The organism is Paenimyroides aestuarii (genome assembly GCF_024628805.1).
Lineage (GTDB): Bacteria > Bacteroidota > Bacteroidia > Flavobacteriales > Flavobacteriaceae > Flavobacterium > Flavobacterium aestuarii_A.
Window position 1 is genome coordinate 1719200 of record NZ_CP102382.1, and the last position, 17849, is coordinate 1737048.

The 17849-nt window shown below is 35.7% G+C and carries 20 protein-coding genes and 1 pseudogene; 9 read left to right on the forward strand and 12 right to left on the reverse strand.

Translation table 11 applies throughout. The features are described from left to right. Positions 1-10: 10 nt before the first annotated feature. The 4 genes from NPX36_RS08215 to NPX36_RS08230 form a co-directional block, all read right to left on the reverse strand. The gene (locus tag NPX36_RS08215; protein ID WP_257498253.1) at positions 11-751 is read right to left on the reverse strand and encodes an isoprenyl transferase; all 741 of its coding nucleotides are present in this window, start codon (positions 749-751) and stop codon (positions 11-13) included. 1 nt (position 752) lies between these two features. Next, positions 753-1442, reverse strand: a complete 690-nt coding sequence (gene porG / locus NPX36_RS08220) for a type IX secretion system protein PorG (protein WP_257498254.1) — start codon at positions 1440-1442, stop codon at positions 753-755. A 75-nt stretch (positions 1443-1517) separates the two neighbouring features. Continuing rightward, positions 1518-2402 carry an NAD kinase gene (locus NPX36_RS08225; RefSeq protein ID WP_257498255.1) on the reverse strand — a complete coding sequence of 295 codons (885 nt, stop codon included), beginning with the start codon at positions 2400-2402 and terminating at the stop codon, positions 1518-1520. 7 nt (positions 2403-2409) lie between these two features. Further along, positions 2410-3081: a CBS domain-containing protein gene (locus tag NPX36_RS08230; protein WP_257498256.1), complete on the reverse strand. Its 672-nt coding sequence runs from the start codon at positions 3079-3081 to the stop codon at positions 2410-2412. Positions 3082-3152: 71 nt separating this feature from the next. Here NPX36_RS08230 and NPX36_RS08235 point away from each other — a divergent pair, with 71 nt between their 5' ends. The 8 genes from NPX36_RS08235 to clpX all read left to right on the forward strand — a co-directional run bounded on the left by NPX36_RS08235 (position 3153) and on the right by clpX (position 11393). Further along, positions 3153-3866, forward strand: a complete 714-nt coding sequence (locus tag NPX36_RS08235) for a pyridoxine 5'-phosphate synthase (RefSeq protein ID WP_257498257.1) — start codon at positions 3153-3155, stop codon at positions 3864-3866. Continuing rightward, the gene (locus tag NPX36_RS08240; RefSeq protein WP_257498258.1) at positions 3866-4636 is read left to right on the forward strand and encodes an alpha/beta fold hydrolase; all 771 of its coding nucleotides are present in this window, start codon (positions 3866-3868) and stop codon (positions 4634-4636) included. The genes NPX36_RS08235 and NPX36_RS08240 overlap by 1 nt, the downstream gene beginning before the upstream one ends. A gap of 131 nt (positions 4637-4767) precedes the next feature. Next, positions 4768-6018 carry an OmpP1/FadL family transporter gene (locus NPX36_RS08245; protein WP_257498259.1) on the forward strand — a complete coding sequence of 417 codons (1251 nt, stop codon included), beginning with the start codon at positions 4768-4770 and terminating at the stop codon, positions 6016-6018. Positions 6019-6027: 9 nt separating this feature from the next. Then, positions 6028-7581: an SGNH/GDSL hydrolase family protein gene (locus NPX36_RS08250; protein ID WP_257498260.1), complete on the forward strand. Its 1554-nt coding sequence runs from the start codon at positions 6028-6030 to the stop codon at positions 7579-7581. Positions 7582-7595: 14 nt separating this feature from the next. Continuing rightward, on the forward strand, positions 7596-7937 hold the full coding sequence (locus tag NPX36_RS08255; RefSeq protein WP_257498261.1) for a phage holin family protein: 342 nt from the start codon (positions 7596-7598) through the stop codon (positions 7935-7937). Positions 7938-8037: 100 nt separating this feature from the next. After that, entirely contained in the window at positions 8038-9360 is a 1323-nt protein-coding gene (gene tig, locus NPX36_RS08260) for a trigger factor (RefSeq protein ID WP_257498262.1), read from the forward strand. An 87-nt stretch (positions 9361-9447) separates the two neighbouring features. Continuing rightward, positions 9448-10155: an ATP-dependent Clp endopeptidase proteolytic subunit ClpP gene (clpP, locus tag NPX36_RS08265; protein ID WP_257498263.1), complete on the forward strand. Its 708-nt coding sequence runs from the start codon at positions 9448-9450 to the stop codon at positions 10153-10155. A 5-nt stretch (positions 10156-10160) separates the two neighbouring features. Further along, on the forward strand, positions 10161-11393 hold the full coding sequence (gene clpX / locus NPX36_RS08270) for an ATP-dependent Clp protease ATP-binding subunit ClpX (protein WP_257498264.1): 1233 nt from the start codon (positions 10161-10163) through the stop codon (positions 11391-11393). A gap of 126 nt (positions 11394-11519) precedes the next feature. Here clpX and NPX36_RS08275 read toward each other — a convergent pair whose 3' ends face one another. The 3 genes from NPX36_RS08275 to NPX36_RS14390 all read right to left on the reverse strand — a co-directional run bounded on the left by NPX36_RS08275 (position 11520) and on the right by NPX36_RS14390 (position 13713). Continuing rightward, positions 11520-12002 (reverse strand): hypothetical protein, encoded by a 483-nt coding sequence (locus tag NPX36_RS08275; protein ID WP_257498265.1) that lies wholly within the window; start codon positions 12000-12002, stop codon positions 11520-11522. Between the two features lie 466 nt (positions 12003-12468). Further along, positions 12469-13419: a glycosyltransferase gene (locus NPX36_RS08280; protein WP_257498266.1), complete on the reverse strand. Its 951-nt coding sequence runs from the start codon at positions 13417-13419 to the stop codon at positions 12469-12471. 156 nt (positions 13420-13575) lie between these two features. Next, a complete protein-coding gene (locus NPX36_RS14390) occupies positions 13576-13713 on the reverse strand; it encodes a glycosyltransferase (RefSeq protein WP_397376448.1) in 138 nt (45 codons plus the stop codon). A 365-nt stretch (positions 13714-14078) separates the two neighbouring features. On the opposite strand from NPX36_RS14390, the pseudogene NPX36_RS14395 reads away from it, so the two are divergent. Beyond that, positions 14079-14276, forward strand: a pseudogene (locus tag NPX36_RS14395) (IS110 family transposase); the annotation flags it as partial. Positions 14277-14715: 439 nt separating this feature from the next. Here the strand turns inward: NPX36_RS14395 and NPX36_RS08290 are convergent. From NPX36_RS08290 to NPX36_RS08310, 5 genes are all read right to left on the reverse strand, one after another. After that, positions 14716-15039: a hypothetical protein gene (locus tag NPX36_RS08290; RefSeq protein WP_257498268.1), complete on the reverse strand. Its 324-nt coding sequence runs from the start codon at positions 15037-15039 to the stop codon at positions 14716-14718. 245 nt (positions 15040-15284) lie between these two features. Continuing rightward, positions 15285-15584, reverse strand: a complete 300-nt coding sequence (locus NPX36_RS08295) for a type II toxin-antitoxin system RelE/ParE family toxin (protein ID WP_257498269.1) — start codon at positions 15582-15584, stop codon at positions 15285-15287. Continuing rightward, complete coding sequence (locus NPX36_RS08300; RefSeq protein WP_257498270.1) at positions 15577-15825, reverse strand: type II toxin-antitoxin system ParD family antitoxin; 249 nt, start codon at positions 15823-15825, stop codon at positions 15577-15579. The genes NPX36_RS08295 and NPX36_RS08300 overlap by 8 nt, the downstream gene beginning before the upstream one ends. Before the next feature lie 214 nt (positions 15826-16039). Next, on the reverse strand, positions 16040-16807 hold the full coding sequence (locus NPX36_RS08305; RefSeq protein WP_257498271.1) for a LytR/AlgR family response regulator transcription factor: 768 nt from the start codon (positions 16805-16807) through the stop codon (positions 16040-16042). After that, positions 16804-17835 (reverse strand): sensor histidine kinase, encoded by a 1032-nt coding sequence (locus tag NPX36_RS08310; protein WP_257498272.1) that lies wholly within the window; start codon positions 17833-17835, stop codon positions 16804-16806. Before NPX36_RS08310 ends, NPX36_RS08305 begins: the two co-directional genes overlap by 4 nt. Positions 17836-17849: the final 14 nt, after the last annotated feature.

The window sequence follows — 17849 nt, forward strand, 5'->3', positions numbered from 1 at the left end:
TCTTTAAAAATTATTTATTGATTTGTTCACTTGTTTTACCGTATCGGCGTTCGCGGTTTTGGTAAACCTCTAGTGCCTGAAAAAGATGCTCATTAGAAAAATCGGGCCAAAGCACATTGCAAAAGTACAGCTCTGCATAGGCAATTTGCCACAGAAGAAAGTTACTTATGCGTTGTTCGCCACTTGTTCTAATCAGCAAATCAACATCGGGTAAATTATGGGTGTAAAGATGCTCATTAATAATAGATTCATCAATAGCATCAATCGAAATTATATTATTTTTAACTTTGTTACAGATTTCTTTTGTGGCTTCAATAAGCTCATTTCTAGAGCCATAGCTTAAAGCTAAGGAAAGTGTAAGGCGGTTGTTGTTTTTGGTTTTTTCTAAAACTTCTGTTAATTCTTTACGAACATTGGTAGGTAAAAGATTTAAATTGCCAATTGCATTTAGTTTTATGTTGTTTTTTTGTAAAGTTTTCACTTCTTTTTTTAAAGCCTTTACTAATAATTTCATAAGCATATCTACTTCAAACTGTGGCCTGTTCCAGTTTTCTGTAGAAAAAGCGTATAATGTTAAAAAAGGAATTCCCAAACGGGTGCATTGCTCCACCACACGCTTCACGGCTGTTGCACCATTTTCATGGCCAATTGTTCTTAAAAAGCCTTTTTGTTTTGCCCACCTGCCATTTCCATCCATTATAATAGCCAGATGTTGAGGTAATTTTTCGGGAATTATCGTGTGTTCTTTCATTTTATCTTGGGGCACAATAGCAAGGGTTTTTACCAAACGTATAGGAAAGGCTTATACCTGAAAAAACATACCAATCGTTGCTGTTTGTGTTTCCAAACGCAGCGATAGTGGTGGACGGGTTTGCAGGATTGCTTCCATCTAAATTATCAGTAAACGCATAACGGGCACCTACTTCGGCACTAATTACAAAACGTTTGTTTAGTAAGGCTTTCACACCTAAAGTTACGGGCAGTGCCAACGCATATTCGGTGTCTTTTTCAATTTGTCGGTTAAAGTTGTTAAAATAGGTTTCTTTATACGAAATACCCGCAATACCAGTGTGTACATAAGGCGTAAAAGCAAACCAATCATTGTGCAAATCAAACTCAAAAAAATTGAATTCTAACCCGAGCATTAATTCGTTTAGGTTGTTTTTAGTAGTTAAATTTCGCGCTTGTCGCAAAGGCATATCCGAATCGGCATCTTTGCCCGAAATGGGCATATAGGTGTAGTTGATTCTCCAAGAATGCCTTGGACTGCGGTTCCATCTGTATTGAAAACCATACGCCATATCGGTTGGGTTAATGTATGTTGTTGATCCAATATCGCCAATATAATTGGTTGCACCAACAGTTGGCCCAAGTTCGTGAATTTGACTTTGAGCGGTACAAGCACCTAAAATAGTTAATATGGTAAAAAGTTTTCTTTTCATTGTATGGATAATTTGCAAATATACTAATGTAAACGAATATATTTTAAATTTATGGTGCATTTTACAAAATTGTGGCTAATTTCTTTTGTCTTCACCCCACAATAATTTGCTCCTTAAGGTTCTTAAAAAAGTTACCGAAGGAAATTCTACCATGTTTACGGTATGGTTTGCCAATGCAATTTCAATTTCAGAATCGTTGCTTATTGCAGCCATTTCAGAATCTAACGATAATAAAAATTGCGTTTCTCTACTACCAATTTTCATTTTAATTTTACTGCGGTCGTTGATGATTAACGGACGGGTTGTTAAATTATGCGGGGCAATAGGTGTGATTACTAAACAATTACTGTCGGGTGTTATGATGGGTCCACCACAACTAAGGTTGTAACCGGTGCTTCCTGTGGGGGTTGATATAATGATACCGTCTGCCCAATAAGTGGCTAAAAATTCATTGTTGATATAGGTTTCCACCGTGATCATTGAGGTAGAGTTTTTTCTGGTCACTGTGATTTCGTTCAATGCAAAATTCACGTTGAATTTAGAAGTCGCTTCATTCGGTCCATTTAGCTGCAACAATGTTCTTCGTGACAAGGTATATTGATTGGAAAATAAAAGCGGAATTAAAAAATCAATCGCTTCTTGCTGCACATTGGCTAAAAAACCTAATCTACCTGCGTTTACACCCACTATAGGTATGTTTTTACTTTTTACAAAGTTTGCAGCTCGCAACAACGTTCCATCGCCACCAATACTCACAAAGAAATTGGTGTCGTCATCAATATCGGTATGCGATGAAAAGGTTTCGTAAGAAAAGTTTAAAACATTGTTTTCTTTTAAAAGTTGATAAAAATCTTTTTCAAAAATAACAGTGGCGTTGTGGGCTTTCACCGCACGAACAATTTTTTCTACAATTTCTTTATAATTGGGTTTGAAATTTTGTGCGTAAATGGCAAATTTCATATACATTTTAAATGTTTAAAAATTTATCTAAATAAGCCGAACGGTCTTTTAGTTCGTTCAAATAAGAATCTTGGTTGTGTTCCGAAACAATTTCATAGCCAAACCGGCGAAATGTTTGAATGATTTCGTTGATATTTCCTGCAGACGCTTTTATGGTGATTTGCGCGTTATTGTTTTTCATTTCCGATACAAAAACACCCAACAGTTTGCAATTGTTGGTTTCTACAATCTGTGCAATTTCGCTAATGCTGTAATCCAAATAATGTTTTTCTACCACAATTGCCAATCCGGCATCTTTCATAAAAGGCGTTTCGTTGAAAAACGGCAGCACATCTTCATACAACACATATCCTATATATTGGTTGTTTTCGTTTAAAACAGTGAGTAAATTGCAATCGAATTGTGCAAATTTTTCAAGTGTTTCAAACCAACCTGCGTCTTCTCTCACAAAATAAGGCAAAAGAGAATAGCGGTAATCGCCCACGGCTTTTGTTTTAGACGGGATGATATCTACTGTGGCAATAGATCCCATATAAACGCCGTTTTCAACCACTGGAAAATGGCTGTATTGATTTTCTTCCGAAAATTCGAAAACATCTTCAAATTTTGTTTGGAACGAAAAAGGTTTCGGTTTTTGCTTTATAAGATTTTCTATCGATTTCATATCAAAAAAATTCATTGCAAAATAATTAAAATAATCGGTTTTACACCCAATTTACTTTGTATTTTTGTTGATAAATTACTTTTTAAATGACAAAATTATCTGTAAATATCAATAAAATAGCCACCTTGCGGAATGCACGCGGTGGTAATGTTCCCGATTTATTAAAAGTAGCTGCCGATGTGCAAAGGTTTGGAGCGCAAGGCGTAACCATTCATCCAAGACCCGATGAGCGCCATATTCGCTATCAAGACGCACGTGATTTGGTGCATGTGGTGCATACAGAATATAATATAGAAGGAAATCCTATGGACAATTTTGTGGATTTAGTATTAGAATGCAAACCCACGCAAGTTACTTTAGTGCCCGATGCTGTTGATGCCATTACATCTAATGCTGGTTGGGATACTGTAAAACATCAAGCGTATTTAAAAGAGGTGATTGCCGAATTTAAACGAAACGGTATTAGAACTTCGATTTTTGTGGATCCGGTTTTGGAAATGGTAGCAGGTGCTAAAGAAACAGGAACCGACCGTATTGAATTATATACCGAAGCTTTTGCACACCAATATGGCTTGGGAAATTTTAAAGCAATTGAGCCCTACACCAAAGCTGCCGAACTGGCAAACGAATTAGGAATGGGAATCAATGCCGGACACGACTTAAGTTTGGATAATATTGCATTTTTCAAACAACATATTCCCGGTTTGTTAGAAGTTTCTATAGGGCATGCATTAATTTCTGAATCGATTTATTTGGGATTAGAAAATGTGGTGTGTTTATACAATCAAAAATTACGATAATGAACGATATTTTATATACAAAAGTAGAAGGCACGGGAACACCATTGTTAATTTTACATGGTTTTTTGGGAATGAGCGACAATTGGAAAACTTTAGGAAGCAGATATGCCGAGAACGGTTTTGAAGCACATTTGCTAGATTTGCGCAATCACGGGCGCAGTTTTCATTCCGATTTATTCAATTATCAAGCAATGGCTGCAGATGTGGTTGCTTATTGCAAAGCCCATGATTTAAAAAAAATAGCTGTTATTGGTCATTCTATGGGCGGAAAGGTTGCTATGTATTTGGCTGTTAAGCATCCTGAATTGGTTGATAAATTGTTGGTTGCCGATATTGCTCCTAAGTATTATGCACCACACCATCAAGATGTGATGGCTGCTTTAAACGCGGTAGATTTTTCGAACAATCCTTCGAGAAACCAAGTGCAAGAAACTATCGAAAAGCATGTAAACGAACCTGGAGTGGTGCAATTTTTAATGAAAAATGTGTATCGGGTAACTCCTCAACAATTAGGTTTTCGTTTTAATTTAGAAGTCTTTAATAAGGAGGAAGATGCAATAGGAGAGGCGTTGCCAGCCGGAACTGTTTTTGATAAACCTACTCTTTTTTTGAAAGGAAGTGCATCTACCTATATAACAGAAAACGATGAAGTTTTAATAAAAAAACACTTTCCACAGGCAAATATCCAGACTGTTTCTAATGCAGGGCATTGGTTGCACGCCGATAATCCGGACGAATTCTTTGATAAATCAATGGTTTTTTTAAAATAATATGCGTGCATAGTATTAAAATGTGTATTTAATTAACAAAAAATTAAGAATGTGATAATTTTCTGAACAAGTTTTTATGCTTTTGTAAAATGTTTTATATTTGGAATACTAACATTAATAAAAGTTTAGTTATGAAGAAAATTTTATCTATTTCTTTATTGTCATTAATAGCAGCAAATTCGTTTGCTGGTGGCTACCGCATTAGTATGCAAGGTCAGCGCCAATTAGCAATGGGGCACACCGGAGTTGCTGTCATTGGTCAAAATGCCGAAAGTTTGTTTTTTAACCCTGCCAGTGGTACGTTCTTAAAAAGCAAATGGAGCTTTTCTGCAGGAGCCACTGCGTTGTTTTCAAACGTAAAGTTTCAGAACTCTTTATACAATTGGTCTAACTCCTCAGATAATATGGGAACTCCCTTTTATTTATACGGAAATTATCAGGTTTCTGATCGATTTTCTGTGGGATTAGCTGTATATACACCTTACGGAAGTTCTGTGGAATGGAAACAAGATTGGCCAGGGTCGCATTTAGTGAACAATATCGATTTACAAGCTATTTTTGTACAACCAACTGTATCCTACAAAATTACAGATAATATTAGCCTTGGTGCTGGTTTAATCTATGTAAATGGTGCAGTAACCTTTAATAGAAACCTATCGCGCAGTTTGGTTGACGAAAACGGAAACCGCTCTGATGTTACCATCGATGCACAAGGTGTTAGCGCTTGGGGATACAATGTGGGACTTACTGCTCGCTTAGACGATTATGTTACCTTTGGAGCAAATTACCGCTCACAAATTGACATGAAAGTGGAAGGTGGCGCTGCTAATTTTAATGATTTACCAAGTTTCTTAAGCAGCACCTATCCTAACGGAAAATTCGATGCAACCATGCCTTTACCAGCAGAGTTAACGATTGGTTTTTCATACCAAATCAACAATAAATGGTTGGCAGCAGTTGATTATAACTACACCTTTTGGAAAGCCTATGACAATTTAGTGATTGAATTTGATAATCCGCAAATAGGCACTTCTGTTAACCCAAGAAATTATAAAAGTTCAGGAACAATCCGCGGGGGAATGCAATTTGCACCATCTGAAAAATTTTCGGCACGTGTAGGTGGATACTACGATATATCGCCTGTTCAAGACGGATATTTTGCACCTGAAACACCAAGAAATGATGCAATTGCCGGAACATTAGGTTTTACTTACCAAGTGTCGCCTAAATTTGGAATTGACTTTGCAGCAAGTGCTTTACACTTTAAAGAAACTAAAAATTCATACGACCACTACATAGAAGATGGTACGCATGTTTCATTTGGTGGAGACTATCGTTCTGCAGCTTATTCTTTAGGTTTAGGTTTATCGTATAACTTTTAATTGAACATCATGAAAAAATATCAATCAATATTATTAGCAGCTTGCGCTGTGGGGCTTGTTGCCTGTGAACCAGAATTCGACAACGAAGTTTCAAATACAAGCTATTCAAAAGGCGAGGCCGATTTTTCAAGTTATGTGGCTCTAGGAAACTCGCTCACAGCAGGTTTTATGGATGGAACCATGTATCGTTCTGGTCAGCAGTATTCTTTCCCTAATTTGTTGGCAAAGCAGTTTGCTGTTGTAGGCGGTGGTGCTTTTACCCAACCATCTTTTGGTGATGATACCAACGATTTAGGTGGATTGTTGTTTATGGGGCAAAAAATTGCAAATACCCGATTAATTCTAAACATGTCGGCTGGTGGCCCTGAAAGCTTAACAGGAACTCCAACAATCGAAGTAAGCGAGCTGCAAGCAAAAGCTTACAACAACATGGGCGTTCCATTAGCAAAATCATTTCACCTATTGGCACCTGGCTATGGAAATTTGGCAAATATGGCATCAGGAACTGCAAATCCTTATTTTGTGCGTCATGCAACCAGTCCAAATACTACCATTTTGAGTGATGCAATGAGTTTAAATCCTACATTTTTTACCAATTGGATTGGGTCAAACGATGTATTGTCATACGCAACCTCTGGTGGTGTAGGCGTAAATCAAGAAGGAAACTTAAATCCGGCTACCTATGGCAGTAACGATATCACTGATCCGCAAGTGTTTGCATCGGCTTACAGCACCATCATCAATACCTTAACAAGTAATGGTGCAAAAGGTGTGGTTGCAACCATTCCTTATGTAACTTCTATTCCGCATTTTACAACCGTTCCATACAATCCTTTAACGGCTGAAGCTTTGGGCGGACAAACAGTGGTGAATCAATTAAACACCCAATTGTTTGGTCCTGTGAAGCAAATTTTAACAGCAGCAGGCCAAGGAGATCGTATTCAGTTGTATTCATCTACGGGGCAAAACCCGCTATTAATTGCAGATGAAACTTTAACCGACATGTCAGCAATAATTACGGGCGCTTTAATTGCAAACAATGTTCCGGCACAACAAGCAACGGTAATTGGTCAGGTTTTTGGAAAAGCACGCCATGCAACACGAAATGATTTATTTGTATTAGGAACAAGCGGTGTAATTGGTGAGGCAAGTGCATTACCGGCTCCGTTTGATAAATTAGGAGTAACATTTCCTTTAGAAGATAAGTATGTATTAATTCCTTCTGAACAAGAAAATATTAAAGAAGCAACCGATAAGTTCAACGATATTATTTGGTCAACCGCGCGTTCAAAAAAATTAGCTGTTGCCGATATGAATGCCATTATGCGTTATTTAACAACCGGTATTCGTTTAGGTGATGGACAATTTTATACAGCAAACTATTTCAACGGGCAAAATGTGAATAAAGTATTGTTTTCTTTAGATGGAATTCATCCAAATCCTCGTGGATACGCTTTTGTCGCAAATGAAATTGTGAAAGTTATCAACGAACATTACAAAGCACAATTGCCTTTAATTGTTCCTGGAAATTATCCTGGGGTGACTATTAAAGCATCCAACTAAAAAATAAATAAGCTATGAAAATGATAATCAATTTAATCGTAACAGCAGTAATCGTTTACCTGCTTGCAAACTTTCTGCCGGGCGTTCATGTAGATGGTTTTGGTTCATCAATAATAGTGGTTATTGTATTGGCGTTGCTCAATTTTTTAGTAAAACCCCTTTTACAATTAATAGCTATTCCTATTACTATTTTAACCTTGGGGCTGTTCTTATTTGTGATTAACGCATTAATCATTATGCTGTGCAGCTATATCGTAGGAGGTTTTCAAGTAAATGGCTTTTTTCCCGCGCTATTATTCAGTTTGGTTTTGTCTATTGTGCAATCAATTGTAGGCGGATTAATGAATAACGATTAATTTTTACTAATAATTAATATTCAATTATTTAAAAATTTGATTGGCTTGTAAAAATAATGTATTTTTGCAAGCCAATTTTAGTTAGAAAATAAAATTTATAATGAATATCACAAGAAATAATGTAGATGCTTTAAACGCAGTTATTACAATTGATGTAGCAAAAGAAGATTATGCAGCAAAGGTGGAAAACGTTCTAAAAGATTATAGAAAGAACGCAAATATACCAGGATTCAGAAAAGGACAAGTGCCAGCTGCATTGGTAAAAAAACAATACGGACAAGCAATAATGTTTGACGAAGTAAACAAATTGTTGCAAGAAAGTTTAAGCAATTATTTGAATGACGAAAAAATTGATATTTTAGGAAATCCACTTCCTGTGGCTAAAGATATCAATTGGGATGCAGATACATTAAGCTTTGATTTTGAATTAGGCTTAGCACCAGAATTTACCGTTGATTTAGCTGCTGCTAAAAACGCAACAAAATACCAAATCGTAGCCGATGAAGAAATGGTAAACGAGCAGGTTGAATATATTCAAAAGCAATATGGAAAGTTGGTTTCTAAAGATAAAGTTGAAGAAGGTGATGATATTCGTGTGAAAGTTGCTAATACAGCAGAAGGAATCGAAAATGAAACAACCTTCAATGTTTCCAACATTAGAACCAAAACCAATCAAAAGAAATTTATCGGTAAAAAAGTAGGCGATGAGGTAACCGTTTCTACAAAAGGTTTATTTGAAGACGAACATAAATTAATGGATGTTTTAAAAGTAGATCACGATAAAGTACATGGTTTAGATGTGGAAGTGGCATTCACCATTGAAGAAATTTCAACACAAGAAAAAGCAGCATTGAACCAAGAATTTTTCGATAAATTGTTTGGCGAAGGAAAAGTAACTTCTGAAGACGAATTAAAAACACGTATCAAAGAAGATGCAGAAAAACAATTTGCTCAGCAAGCCGATCAAAAATTCATGAACGATGCAGTTGAGGCATTGGTTGAAAACACCAAATTCGATCTGCCGAAAGAATTTTTAATTAAATGGTTACAAACAGCAGGTGAAACTACTTTAACAGAAGAGCAAGCGCAAGAAGAATATGCAAAATCTGAAAAAGGATTGCGTTACCAGTTAATCGAAGGTAAAATCATTACCGATAATAACTTGCAAATCACATTCGATGAAATTAAAGATTACACTTCAGATTTAATCAAAGATCAAATGGCACAATTTGGTCAGTTAGAACCATCAGAAGACGATGTAACCAATATTGTATCACGCGTTTTATCGAACCAAGAAGAAGTAAAACGTATTTCAGAGCAATTGATGAACGAAAAAATGATGAAATTGTTTGCTGAAAAGGTGAATGCTAAAACAAAAGAAGTAACTTACAAAGATTTTGTTAAAGAGGTTTACGGAGAATAATTTTTAGCAAAAAAACAAGTATATTTGAGCGTCGAACAAAAAGTTTCGACGCTTATTTTTTATAACAATTTTTTAGAAAGAAATAATATGAAATACGGTAAAGACCCGAAAGCTACGCACGAATTTGCGCAGCAATTTAGACAATATGCTACCAAACACCACAAAGTAAACAATTTGTATTACGACAAAATGATTACTGCCATGACACCCGCAGCAAGCATGACGCCATATATTATCGAAGAACGCCCAATGAACATTGCATCAATGGACGTGTTTTCGCGTTTAATGATGGATCGTATCATTTTCTTAGGCTCAGGTGTGGATGATTATGTAGCAAACATCATTCAAGCACAATTGCTGTTTTTAGAAAGCGTTGACGCATCAAAAGATATTTCCATCTACATCAATTCACCAGGCGGAAGTGTTTATGCAGGTTTGGGAATTTACGATACCATGCAGTTCGTGAAACCAGATGTAGCAACAATTTGTACCGGAATGGCAGCATCAATGGGAGCAGTATTGCTATGTGCCGGTGCAGAAGGCAAGCGTTCGGCATTGCCCCACTCGCGAGTAATGATTCACCAGCCATCAGGTGGCGCTCAAGGTGTTGCAACCGATATGGAAATCAACTTAAAAGAAATGTTGAAATTAAAAGAAGAACTGTATCAAATCATTGCAAAACATTCCAATCAACCGTATGACAAAGTATATAAAGACTCAGAACGCGATTATTGGATGCGTGCAGACGAGGCAAAAGAATACGGAATGATTGATGAAGTTTTAATAAGAGAATAAGTAGAATGAAAGAAGGATATAGCTGTTCTTTTTGCGGAAGACCAAAAGCCGAGACCACTATTTTAATTGCAGGTATAGATGCACATATATGCGAAAACTGCGTGGAACAGGCTCACGGAATTGTTCTTGAAGAATTAAAAGCGCAAAACGGATCAGGACTGTCTGATGAGGTTTTATTGAGAAAACCACAGGAAATCAGAGCATTTTTAGATCAATATGTAATAGGTCAGGAACAAACCAAGAAAGTATTGGCCGTAGCCGTTTATAACCACTACAAGCGTTTGTTGCAACAAGATTCCAAAAACGATGTTGAAATTGAAAAAAGTAACATCATCGTGGTGGGGCAAACCGGAACAGGAAAAACTTTGGTTGCCAAAACCATTGCCCGCATGTTAAACGTGCCTTTGGCTATTGTTGATGCAACCGTTTTAACAGAAGCAGGTTATGTGGGCGAAGATGTGGAAGGAATTCTCACAAAATTATTACAAGCAGCCGATTATGATGTGGAGAAAGCTCAAAGAGGCATCATTTTTATCGATGAAATTGATAAAATTGCCCGCAAAAGCGACAATCCATCAATTACCCGCGATGTGAGTGGAGAAGGAGTGCAGCAAGCGTTGTTAAAACTTTTAGAAGGTTCTGTGGTGAATGTTCCACCAAAAGGCGGAAGAAAACACCCCGACCAGAAGTTTATCGAAGTAAACACCCAAAATATTTTATTCATTGCAGGTGGTGCTTTTGACGGTATTGAACGAATCATCACCAAACGCTTGAACTTTCATGCCGTAGGTTTTGGTTCATCAAAGGATAACGAAAAAGCCGATAAAAACAATTTATTGCAATACATTATTCCAAAAGATTTAAAAGATTTTGGATTAATCCCTGAAATTATAGGTCGTTTACCCGTTTTAACACACATGGATCCGCTGGATCGCGACACGTTGCGTTCTATTTTAACAGAACCTAAAAATGCTTTGGTAAAACAATACCAAAAACTTTTTGAAATGGACGGCGTATCGCTGACATTTACCGAAGATGCTCTTTGGTACATTGTGGACAAAGCATTGGAATACAAATTAGGAGCACGTGGATTGCGATCGCTATGCGAAGCCGTTTTAACCGACCCTATGTATGATTTACCAGGCTCTGACCAAACAAGTTTTGAGATTGACCAAGACTTTGTTAAGCATGCTTTAGACAAAAACTTAATGAAGCGATTGGCTTTAACAGTTTCATAAAAAACAAACCCTTTCAGTTTTTTGAAAGGGTTTTGCTTTTGAGTATAAGGAGTTTTTTTATTGGTTTTGTTGAAGATCAGAAATTGGGCGTTGTGCAGTGGTTGCCTGTGTTGGTGGCTGTGCTTTTTATATGCAGTCCATTTTGAATATTCGTGAATAGTCGCCAAATTCTGTGTCTTTTAGTTTTTCTTCAATAACTTTTTTGGCGATATCAAAATCAACTACAACACAACCAACTTCCATTGTTCCACTACCAATACAACCACCGTTTGTGTGTCCAAGTCCTGTCCAACCTAAAACCTCGTCCATTTTTTCTTCAAGGCGGTGTCGTTTGTCTAAGTCTTGGTCTGTTCCAAATCCGTTAATTTCATATTCAATTTCTAAAAATGAAACTTCGTCTTCGCTAAACTCTGTAAATCCCTCATTTATTTTCTCGAGGATTTCCTTTTGTACTTTCTTGCGAAAATTTGAAAATAATCCGCTTTTAACTTCCTTGTCTTGTCCACGTTGCCCGACAATTCCCCAATGAACTATTGCCGTTTTTTCGTCTTTGTCCCAAGTCTCCCAATAATGAAGTTCGTTGTCAATTTGTTTATAGAGTTTTAGCATACCATTAGATGTTTCTGTAGTCGTTTTTTTGCCTGTCGAACAAACGAAAAAAAGTCAAGATTATAATTGTCAATATGTAAATTCTCAATTACACGCATGTTGTCTTTAAGCTACCGTATAACGGAGCAGCGACTTTGCGAAGTTCTTTTTCCGAGCTTGCGTAGTGATAAGGATTTTACAAAACCCTTATACTTGTTGCTATACTCAAAAATAGAAAAAAAATAGTATCTTGCTGTACGCAAGGGCGAAAAAAAATTCAAACAGTAACTTTTTAGGAACTAACTCTATATGGATTTGCTCCATCTAAGACCGGATCTCTCAGCACAAATCCACAGACCCGTTTTAATGTATAATTTATCATAAAACTTGGAGAAATATTTACGCTTGATATTCAAAAACCATTGTTTTAGTCAAAGTTTTATCTTGAATTAGGGCTATATTTTTACAAAATCTTTTGGTTATAAACTTAAAATATCTGTTTTAAGCCAATTGTTTGTTCTATTTCGTCAATCGTTTTTTCAAGTCCGTTTTCGTTTTTAATTAATGTTTGTATCTGTTTTGCATTGTCATAAAGTTGTTTGTTTGTCAAAAGTTCGTTTATGCTTTGCAAAAAAATTTTTTCAGTCATTTTACTAATAGGTGTAGGTTTAACTGCAAGTCCTTTTTTGTAAGCGTGATTTCCCCAAAACTTTTGGTCGCCAATAGGGTAAAGTATTGGGCAAATTAGGAATGGTTTTCCTGCTCTCAAACATTCTGCTGTTGTTCCTATGCCACCGTGATGAATAATTGCTTTTGTCAATGGGAATAGTTTTTCGTAAGGTGCTGACGAAATAACTTTAATGCTTGGATTGTTTTCAAGTCTTTCAGTTTGGTCAAGCCCCCAGCCTTTTACCACAATTATTCTTGTGTCAAATTGTTTTGTTAGCTTAACAATGGCTGTCTGTATGTCAAATTTGCACTTAAACGGCATACTCCCAAATGTCAATACCAATGGTGGTTCTCCTGCATTGATAAAGTCTGTCAGGTCTGTTGTAAGTTCGGTTGATGATGTTCCAAACCAAAATCCTGTGAATTTTGAACGAGGTGGAAAGTCTTGCGGAACTGATAAAAAATGAGAGCTTATTCCGTAAATATTCTTCACTGTCGGAACTGAAAACTTTTTAGGTAAATCAAACTTTGCTCTAAATTGTCCGATGGGCTTTGATAAAAGTTTAATACTCAGGTTGGAAAATTTATATGTCAGTTTGTTCAGAAAATTTGGTATTGGCAAGCCACTAAATGCAGGATTTGCAAATGCGCTTGTCGGCTCAACGATAGGTAAAACGTTCGCTTTAATCATTTTGTGCGGAAATTGGTCAGCAAAACTTTCTGCCAATGTCTTTACGTGATAAAGAATGATATCGCTTTCTTTTGCCAATTTGTAAAACTCTGTCAACGATTTTATAATTAAAGGGTAAACCCAAGTGTTTAGATTTCTCTTAACTGCAAAGGGGTTTCCTTTCATCATCTTTTTCCCTTCGTCCGAATTCAAGAGTTCTTGAAAGTCTGCTTCTACTGGTGCAAAGTCAATGCCTTATGATTTTACAAGTTGCTCAAAGTTTTTGGCAGTAGATAAAGTTACTTGGTGTCCACGTTGTTTGAGTGCTTGTCCCAAGACCGCATAAGGTTGAACGTCTCCACGAGTTCCAAGTGTCAATATTGCTATCTTCATTCTGTTACGGTCGTCTTTTTAAAATCACAGCTAACGGGAAAAGTATTTGCGACTAAATGCTTGGTTTTTTTTATTAGCGAATCAACCTCGCCTGACGCAAAGCATCTATGTAAAAGCAGTAGCTTTGAGTATCCTTAAAATTATAGTCCTTTTATTAAGCCTGTAGTACAGAAACTGCTCTACCGAAATTTTATTTACTATGAATACTTAAATTACTGCTACATCAAAGATATTCATTGGATTATACATTCACAAAAAAAGTTGAATTGTTTCCATTCAAACCGATTTATTTTTTCACAAAACGTATTCGATGCCTTCTGAATCTGGAGGTTTGTATCAATACGTTGAGCGAACCTTTTCCAATCATGGTGCATTTGGCTTATGAAACAGGTTGTAGTGGATTTTCCGTGGCGAGTTATTTTTTAAATTTAGGCTGGCTTGTTTTGGTTGTTAATCCAGCGGATGTGAAGAAAGGCGATAAAGAACGTTATCAAAAGACAGATGTCTTAGATTCTAAAAATCTATCGAACGAACTGAAACAAGGATTACTCAAAGGAATTTACATGCCTTCTGAAGAGCAGGAACAGTTTACTACTTTGGCACGTAAACATCGAAAATGTTATTGTTGCAAAGTTGGTAATTTGGTTACGTTACACTTTTTTGTGCAAAGAGGTCCGCCAAAAGTCTATCTTATCGAAAACACACTTGCACCTGTGAATTAGGTTTACGGGTAAGGGAACTTGTGGCTAGTTCGCTAATAAAGCATGCAAAATAAGCTAAAACGTACAGGTTTCATCACAAAAAAAGCAGTAATCCTAAAATTACTGCTGGTATATCTTAAAACCACCCTTCGAAAACTCCATAATACGTATTAAGCTACTCCGGTTCCGTTCAACGGGCTTTACTTCACTTATTTATTAATTGTTTTGGTGTTCTGTGATTTTCAATTCATCTTGTGTCCCTCTGGGCAAGACGAAAGTTTAGTTATTAAGCGTTCGTTTTTTATTCAGGTTTATCAGTTTTTAACCATTCATTATCATTTGCTTTCGTGGTATAATTCCATAAAAGTGTCCAATCTTTATTCAATTCTTTAGTTATCAAAATCACATTCCCATTTTTTGTTTTGTACTCATTTCTATAAAATTCAAGTACTTGAATTGTATTTTTAAATTCGACAGAGTCTAATTCAGATTCTCCAAAATATTTGCGCTCGTTATTTCCACTTAAATAATGAGGTCTATATTCCACAAATTTGTCTTCAGTACAAGAGTTTAATCCAACGACGATTAAGAATAAAACGCTTAATTTTTTTATTGTTTTGTACATTTATGCTTTCGTTTTTAGTTTTTTTTTCAGTTTGATCAAATTGCCATCTCCTGCTAATATTTCTATTTGGGTTTGTCTATTCTCCAAAGTTTTTCTTAAATGACACACAATGTTCCGGGTATTGCCGAAGTTGGAGATTTTTAGCACAAAAGTCCAATAGAATTACTGCCGTTGAACCTTGCACAAATGTTTCATAGAAGCACTTCATCCGCCATATTGCCAAACCGATGTTAGTGGCAGTTTTTTTATTCGTCAAGTCTGTTTTTCAAGTCCATTCTTTCGTGTAAAATTCTTACAACTTCAATTCTATCTTCTGAAATTGACTTGTAGAAAATGACATGCTTTTCAGCTTTTAGTCCGAGTAAGTCTTTGCTTATTCCGTCATATTCTTTTCCTGCTTCAGGATTTTCGCCAATTCCGTTGCAAATTAACTTTATTGTTGCATAATATTTATCCGCTTGCTTTTCAGACCATTTTTCAAAAGTATAGTCCCAAATGTCATTCAAGTCATTAATGGCTTTTTGTCTCAATATAACTTTAGCCATTCTTTTTCTTTTCAGCTTTTAGTTTTCTAAGATTTTCATCAAAGTCAAAGTCTTCTACCAGCGGACTATTTAATCCTTCTTGAATTGCATTTCGTAACGCAATTACTTTACTCTCTTCGTTTTCTAAAAGTCGAAGTCCTGCACGTATTACCTCGCTCACATTTTTGTATCGTCCTGCAGAAACTTGATTCTGAACGAATTGGTCAAAGTAATTTCCTAATGATATTGATGTGTTTTTCATATCGTAATAAATTTATTCAAATATACCAAATTTTGGTAAATATTCAAATTTTTCAGATTTGACTCGGAAATTACGCACAAAGGTTCTGGCTATGACAAGTGCTGGATTTTTTGCAACCAAGCTCAATAGAAATACCTTAAGCCAAATATATGCAAAAATTTCTAAATAAGCACTTCAGCCCCGCTTTTGCAAAACCCTTGTTGTGCGATCGCTCTTATTTTTCCATCCATTCCCTAAATAATGCCGTTTGGCTTTGGCTTGTTTTTACATAATTGTTATATCCTTTTAGTTTTATTGAAAGAGAATTTTTATTGTATCGTTCTATTTTTTCAATATATTTTTTTTGGATAAGTTCACCACGATTTATTCTAAAAAAATCGGCTGGATTGAGCTGTTTTTCTATTGCTGTCAAAATCGTTTCGGAAAGTAAATGCTTATTACCCTTTTCATCATATGCAAAAATCACCCCTTCATTCGCTTCAAAGAGAAGAACATCTTTTGTTTCTAAGAAATAAATACTTTTATTTTTGTGAATGGTAAAGCGCTCTTTATATTCATTTTTCTGAAAATTTTGTGTGATAAGTTTTGTAAGTGCCTGAATTTGATGATTTGCATCTGAAGACGTGTTTTTGTACCACAGAAATTTATTCCAAGCTTTTTGAAAACGTTCTTTAGAAAAGGGCTTTAGCAGATAATCAATGCCGTTTTCTTCAAAAGCATCCATCCAGTATTGGTCATAAGCCGTCGTAAAAATAATAGGACAGTTAACGGAAATCTGACTATAAACTTCAAAAGCATTACCGTCCAGCAATTCAATGTCTGAAAAAATAAGGTCGGGTTGATGCTGTTTCAAAAATTCAACAGCGGATTGTACCGTGTCTAATTTCGCTATGATTTCAGTTTGTGAATCCAATTCTTCAATAAAACGTTTCAGTTTTTTCCTTGCCGGGATTTCGTCTTCTATGATAAGTATTTTTGTCATACGTTTTGATTATGGATGATGGGAACTTCAACCGAAAAATAATTTTCCATTTGATGAATTTGTATTGGTTTTTCAGAAAGTAAACTGTACTGTTCTTTCAGGTTCTTTAATGCTCTTCCTGATACAGTTTTACTGTTTCGCTTCAGATTTGCATTGTTAGAAACAGCGATGTTTTCATCAATTTTTATTTGGATACAAACCGGATTTTCTTCTGTTCCCAGATTATGTTTTACGGCATTCTCAACGAGCAATTGTAAGGTCATCGGTATGATAAAACCTTTTATGCTTTTGTACTCGATTTGCAGTCGATAAGCATTATTGTATTTATGCTGAATGAGCTTAAAATATTGCTGGGCAAAATCAATTTCGTCTTCAATGCGGACTAATTCTTTATCTGTTGACTGCAAAACATAACGATAAATTTCAGCAAATTCATTGAGGAAATCAGATGCTTTTTCTTTATCTTCTTCGATCAGCTGATCCAATACATTCAGGTTGTTGAACAGAAAATGCGGATTGAGTTGTGTTTTCAATTGATTGATTTTACTTTCTGTCATCGCCTTGTTGTACATTGCTATTTTTTTTTGCTGTTTTTTATTGATTAGAAAGTAATAATAAGCAAGAAAAAAACCGCCATAAATCAGACCATCCAAAAAATTTGAAAATAGCGATAGGATAAATGTTTGTTGATTAAAATTTCGCTCTATATTATCAAAAAGAACAGCAATTAACAGTCCCAAAGTGTTTGTGGCGAGTAGGTAAACAAAAAGTGAAGCTCCAAATATTTTGAGTAGCACTTGGAAGCTGAACGTTTCAGATTTGTTCCATTTTTTGATAAAAAAAAGTAGAATTAAAAACAAAACTCCAGAACCTATTAATGAAGCTAAGGCCGCATCGGGTGTAAATGCATACGCATTGATTTGTTTCCTTACAATGACGCGTATGTAGATGGACTGTACATAGGCAAATAGCAAAATGAACAGTAGAAAAAAACGGTTTTGATATATTTTTTGAGTGAAATTTTTCATCTAATTTTGATGTT

What these genes read in the sequence shown, in the direction of transcription:
- clpP (WP_257498263.1), top strand. Translation starts at nt 9,448, where the DNA reads ATGAAATACGGTAAAGACCCGAAAGCTACGCACGAATTTGCGCAGCAA.
- NPX36_RS08255 (WP_257498261.1), top strand. Translation starts at nt 7,596, where the DNA reads ATGAAAATGATAATCAATTTAATCGTAACAGCAGTAATCGTTTACCTG.
- NPX36_RS08295 (WP_257498269.1), bottom strand. Translation starts at nt 15,584, where the DNA reads ATGGCTAAAGTTATATTGAGACAAAAAGCCATTAATGACTTGAATGAC.
- NPX36_RS08275 (WP_257498265.1), bottom strand. Translation starts at nt 12,002, where the DNA reads ATGCTAAAACTCTATAAACAAATTGACAACGAACTTCATTATTGGGAG.
- NPX36_RS08225 (WP_257498255.1), bottom strand. Translation starts at nt 2,402, where the DNA reads ATGAAATTTGCCATTTACGCACAAAATTTCAAACCCAATTATAAAGAA.
- NPX36_RS08240 (WP_257498258.1), top strand. Translation starts at nt 3,866, where the DNA reads ATGAACGATATTTTATATACAAAAGTAGAAGGCACGGGAACACCATTG.
- tig (WP_257498262.1), top strand. Translation starts at nt 8,038, where the DNA reads ATGAATATCACAAGAAATAATGTAGATGCTTTAAACGCAGTTATTACA.
- NPX36_RS08245 (WP_257498259.1), top strand. Translation starts at nt 4,768, where the DNA reads ATGAAGAAAATTTTATCTATTTCTTTATTGTCATTAATAGCAGCAAAT.
- NPX36_RS08310 (WP_257498272.1), bottom strand. Translation starts at nt 17,835, where the DNA reads ATGAAAAATTTCACTCAAAAAATATATCAAAACCGTTTTTTTCTACTG.
- NPX36_RS08215 (WP_257498253.1), bottom strand. Translation starts at nt 751, where the DNA reads ATGAAAGAACACACGATAATTCCCGAAAAATTACCTCAACATCTGGCT.
- NPX36_RS08305 (WP_257498271.1), bottom strand. Translation starts at nt 16,807, where the DNA reads ATGACAAAAATACTTATCATAGAAGACGAAATCCCGGCAAGGAAAAAA.
- NPX36_RS08290 (WP_257498268.1), bottom strand. Translation starts at nt 15,039, where the DNA reads ATGTACAAAACAATAAAAAAATTAAGCGTTTTATTCTTAATCGTCGTT.
- NPX36_RS08300 (WP_257498270.1), bottom strand. Translation starts at nt 15,825, where the DNA reads ATGAAAAACACATCAATATCATTAGGAAATTACTTTGACCAATTCGTT.
- NPX36_RS08250 (WP_257498260.1), top strand. Translation starts at nt 6,028, where the DNA reads ATGAAAAAATATCAATCAATATTATTAGCAGCTTGCGCTGTGGGGCTT.
- clpX (WP_257498264.1), top strand. Translation starts at nt 10,161, where the DNA reads ATGAAAGAAGGATATAGCTGTTCTTTTTGCGGAAGACCAAAAGCCGAG.
- NPX36_RS14390 (WP_397376448.1), bottom strand. Translation starts at nt 13,713, where the DNA reads ATGAAGATAGCAATATTGACACTTGGAACTCGTGGAGACGTTCAACCT.
- NPX36_RS08230 (WP_257498256.1), bottom strand. Translation starts at nt 3,081, where the DNA reads ATGAATTTTTTTGATATGAAATCGATAGAAAATCTTATAAAGCAAAAA.
- NPX36_RS08235 (WP_257498257.1), top strand. Translation starts at nt 3,153, where the DNA reads ATGACAAAATTATCTGTAAATATCAATAAAATAGCCACCTTGCGGAAT.
- porG (WP_257498254.1), bottom strand. Translation starts at nt 1,442, where the DNA reads ATGAAAAGAAAACTTTTTACCATATTAACTATTTTAGGTGCTTGTACC.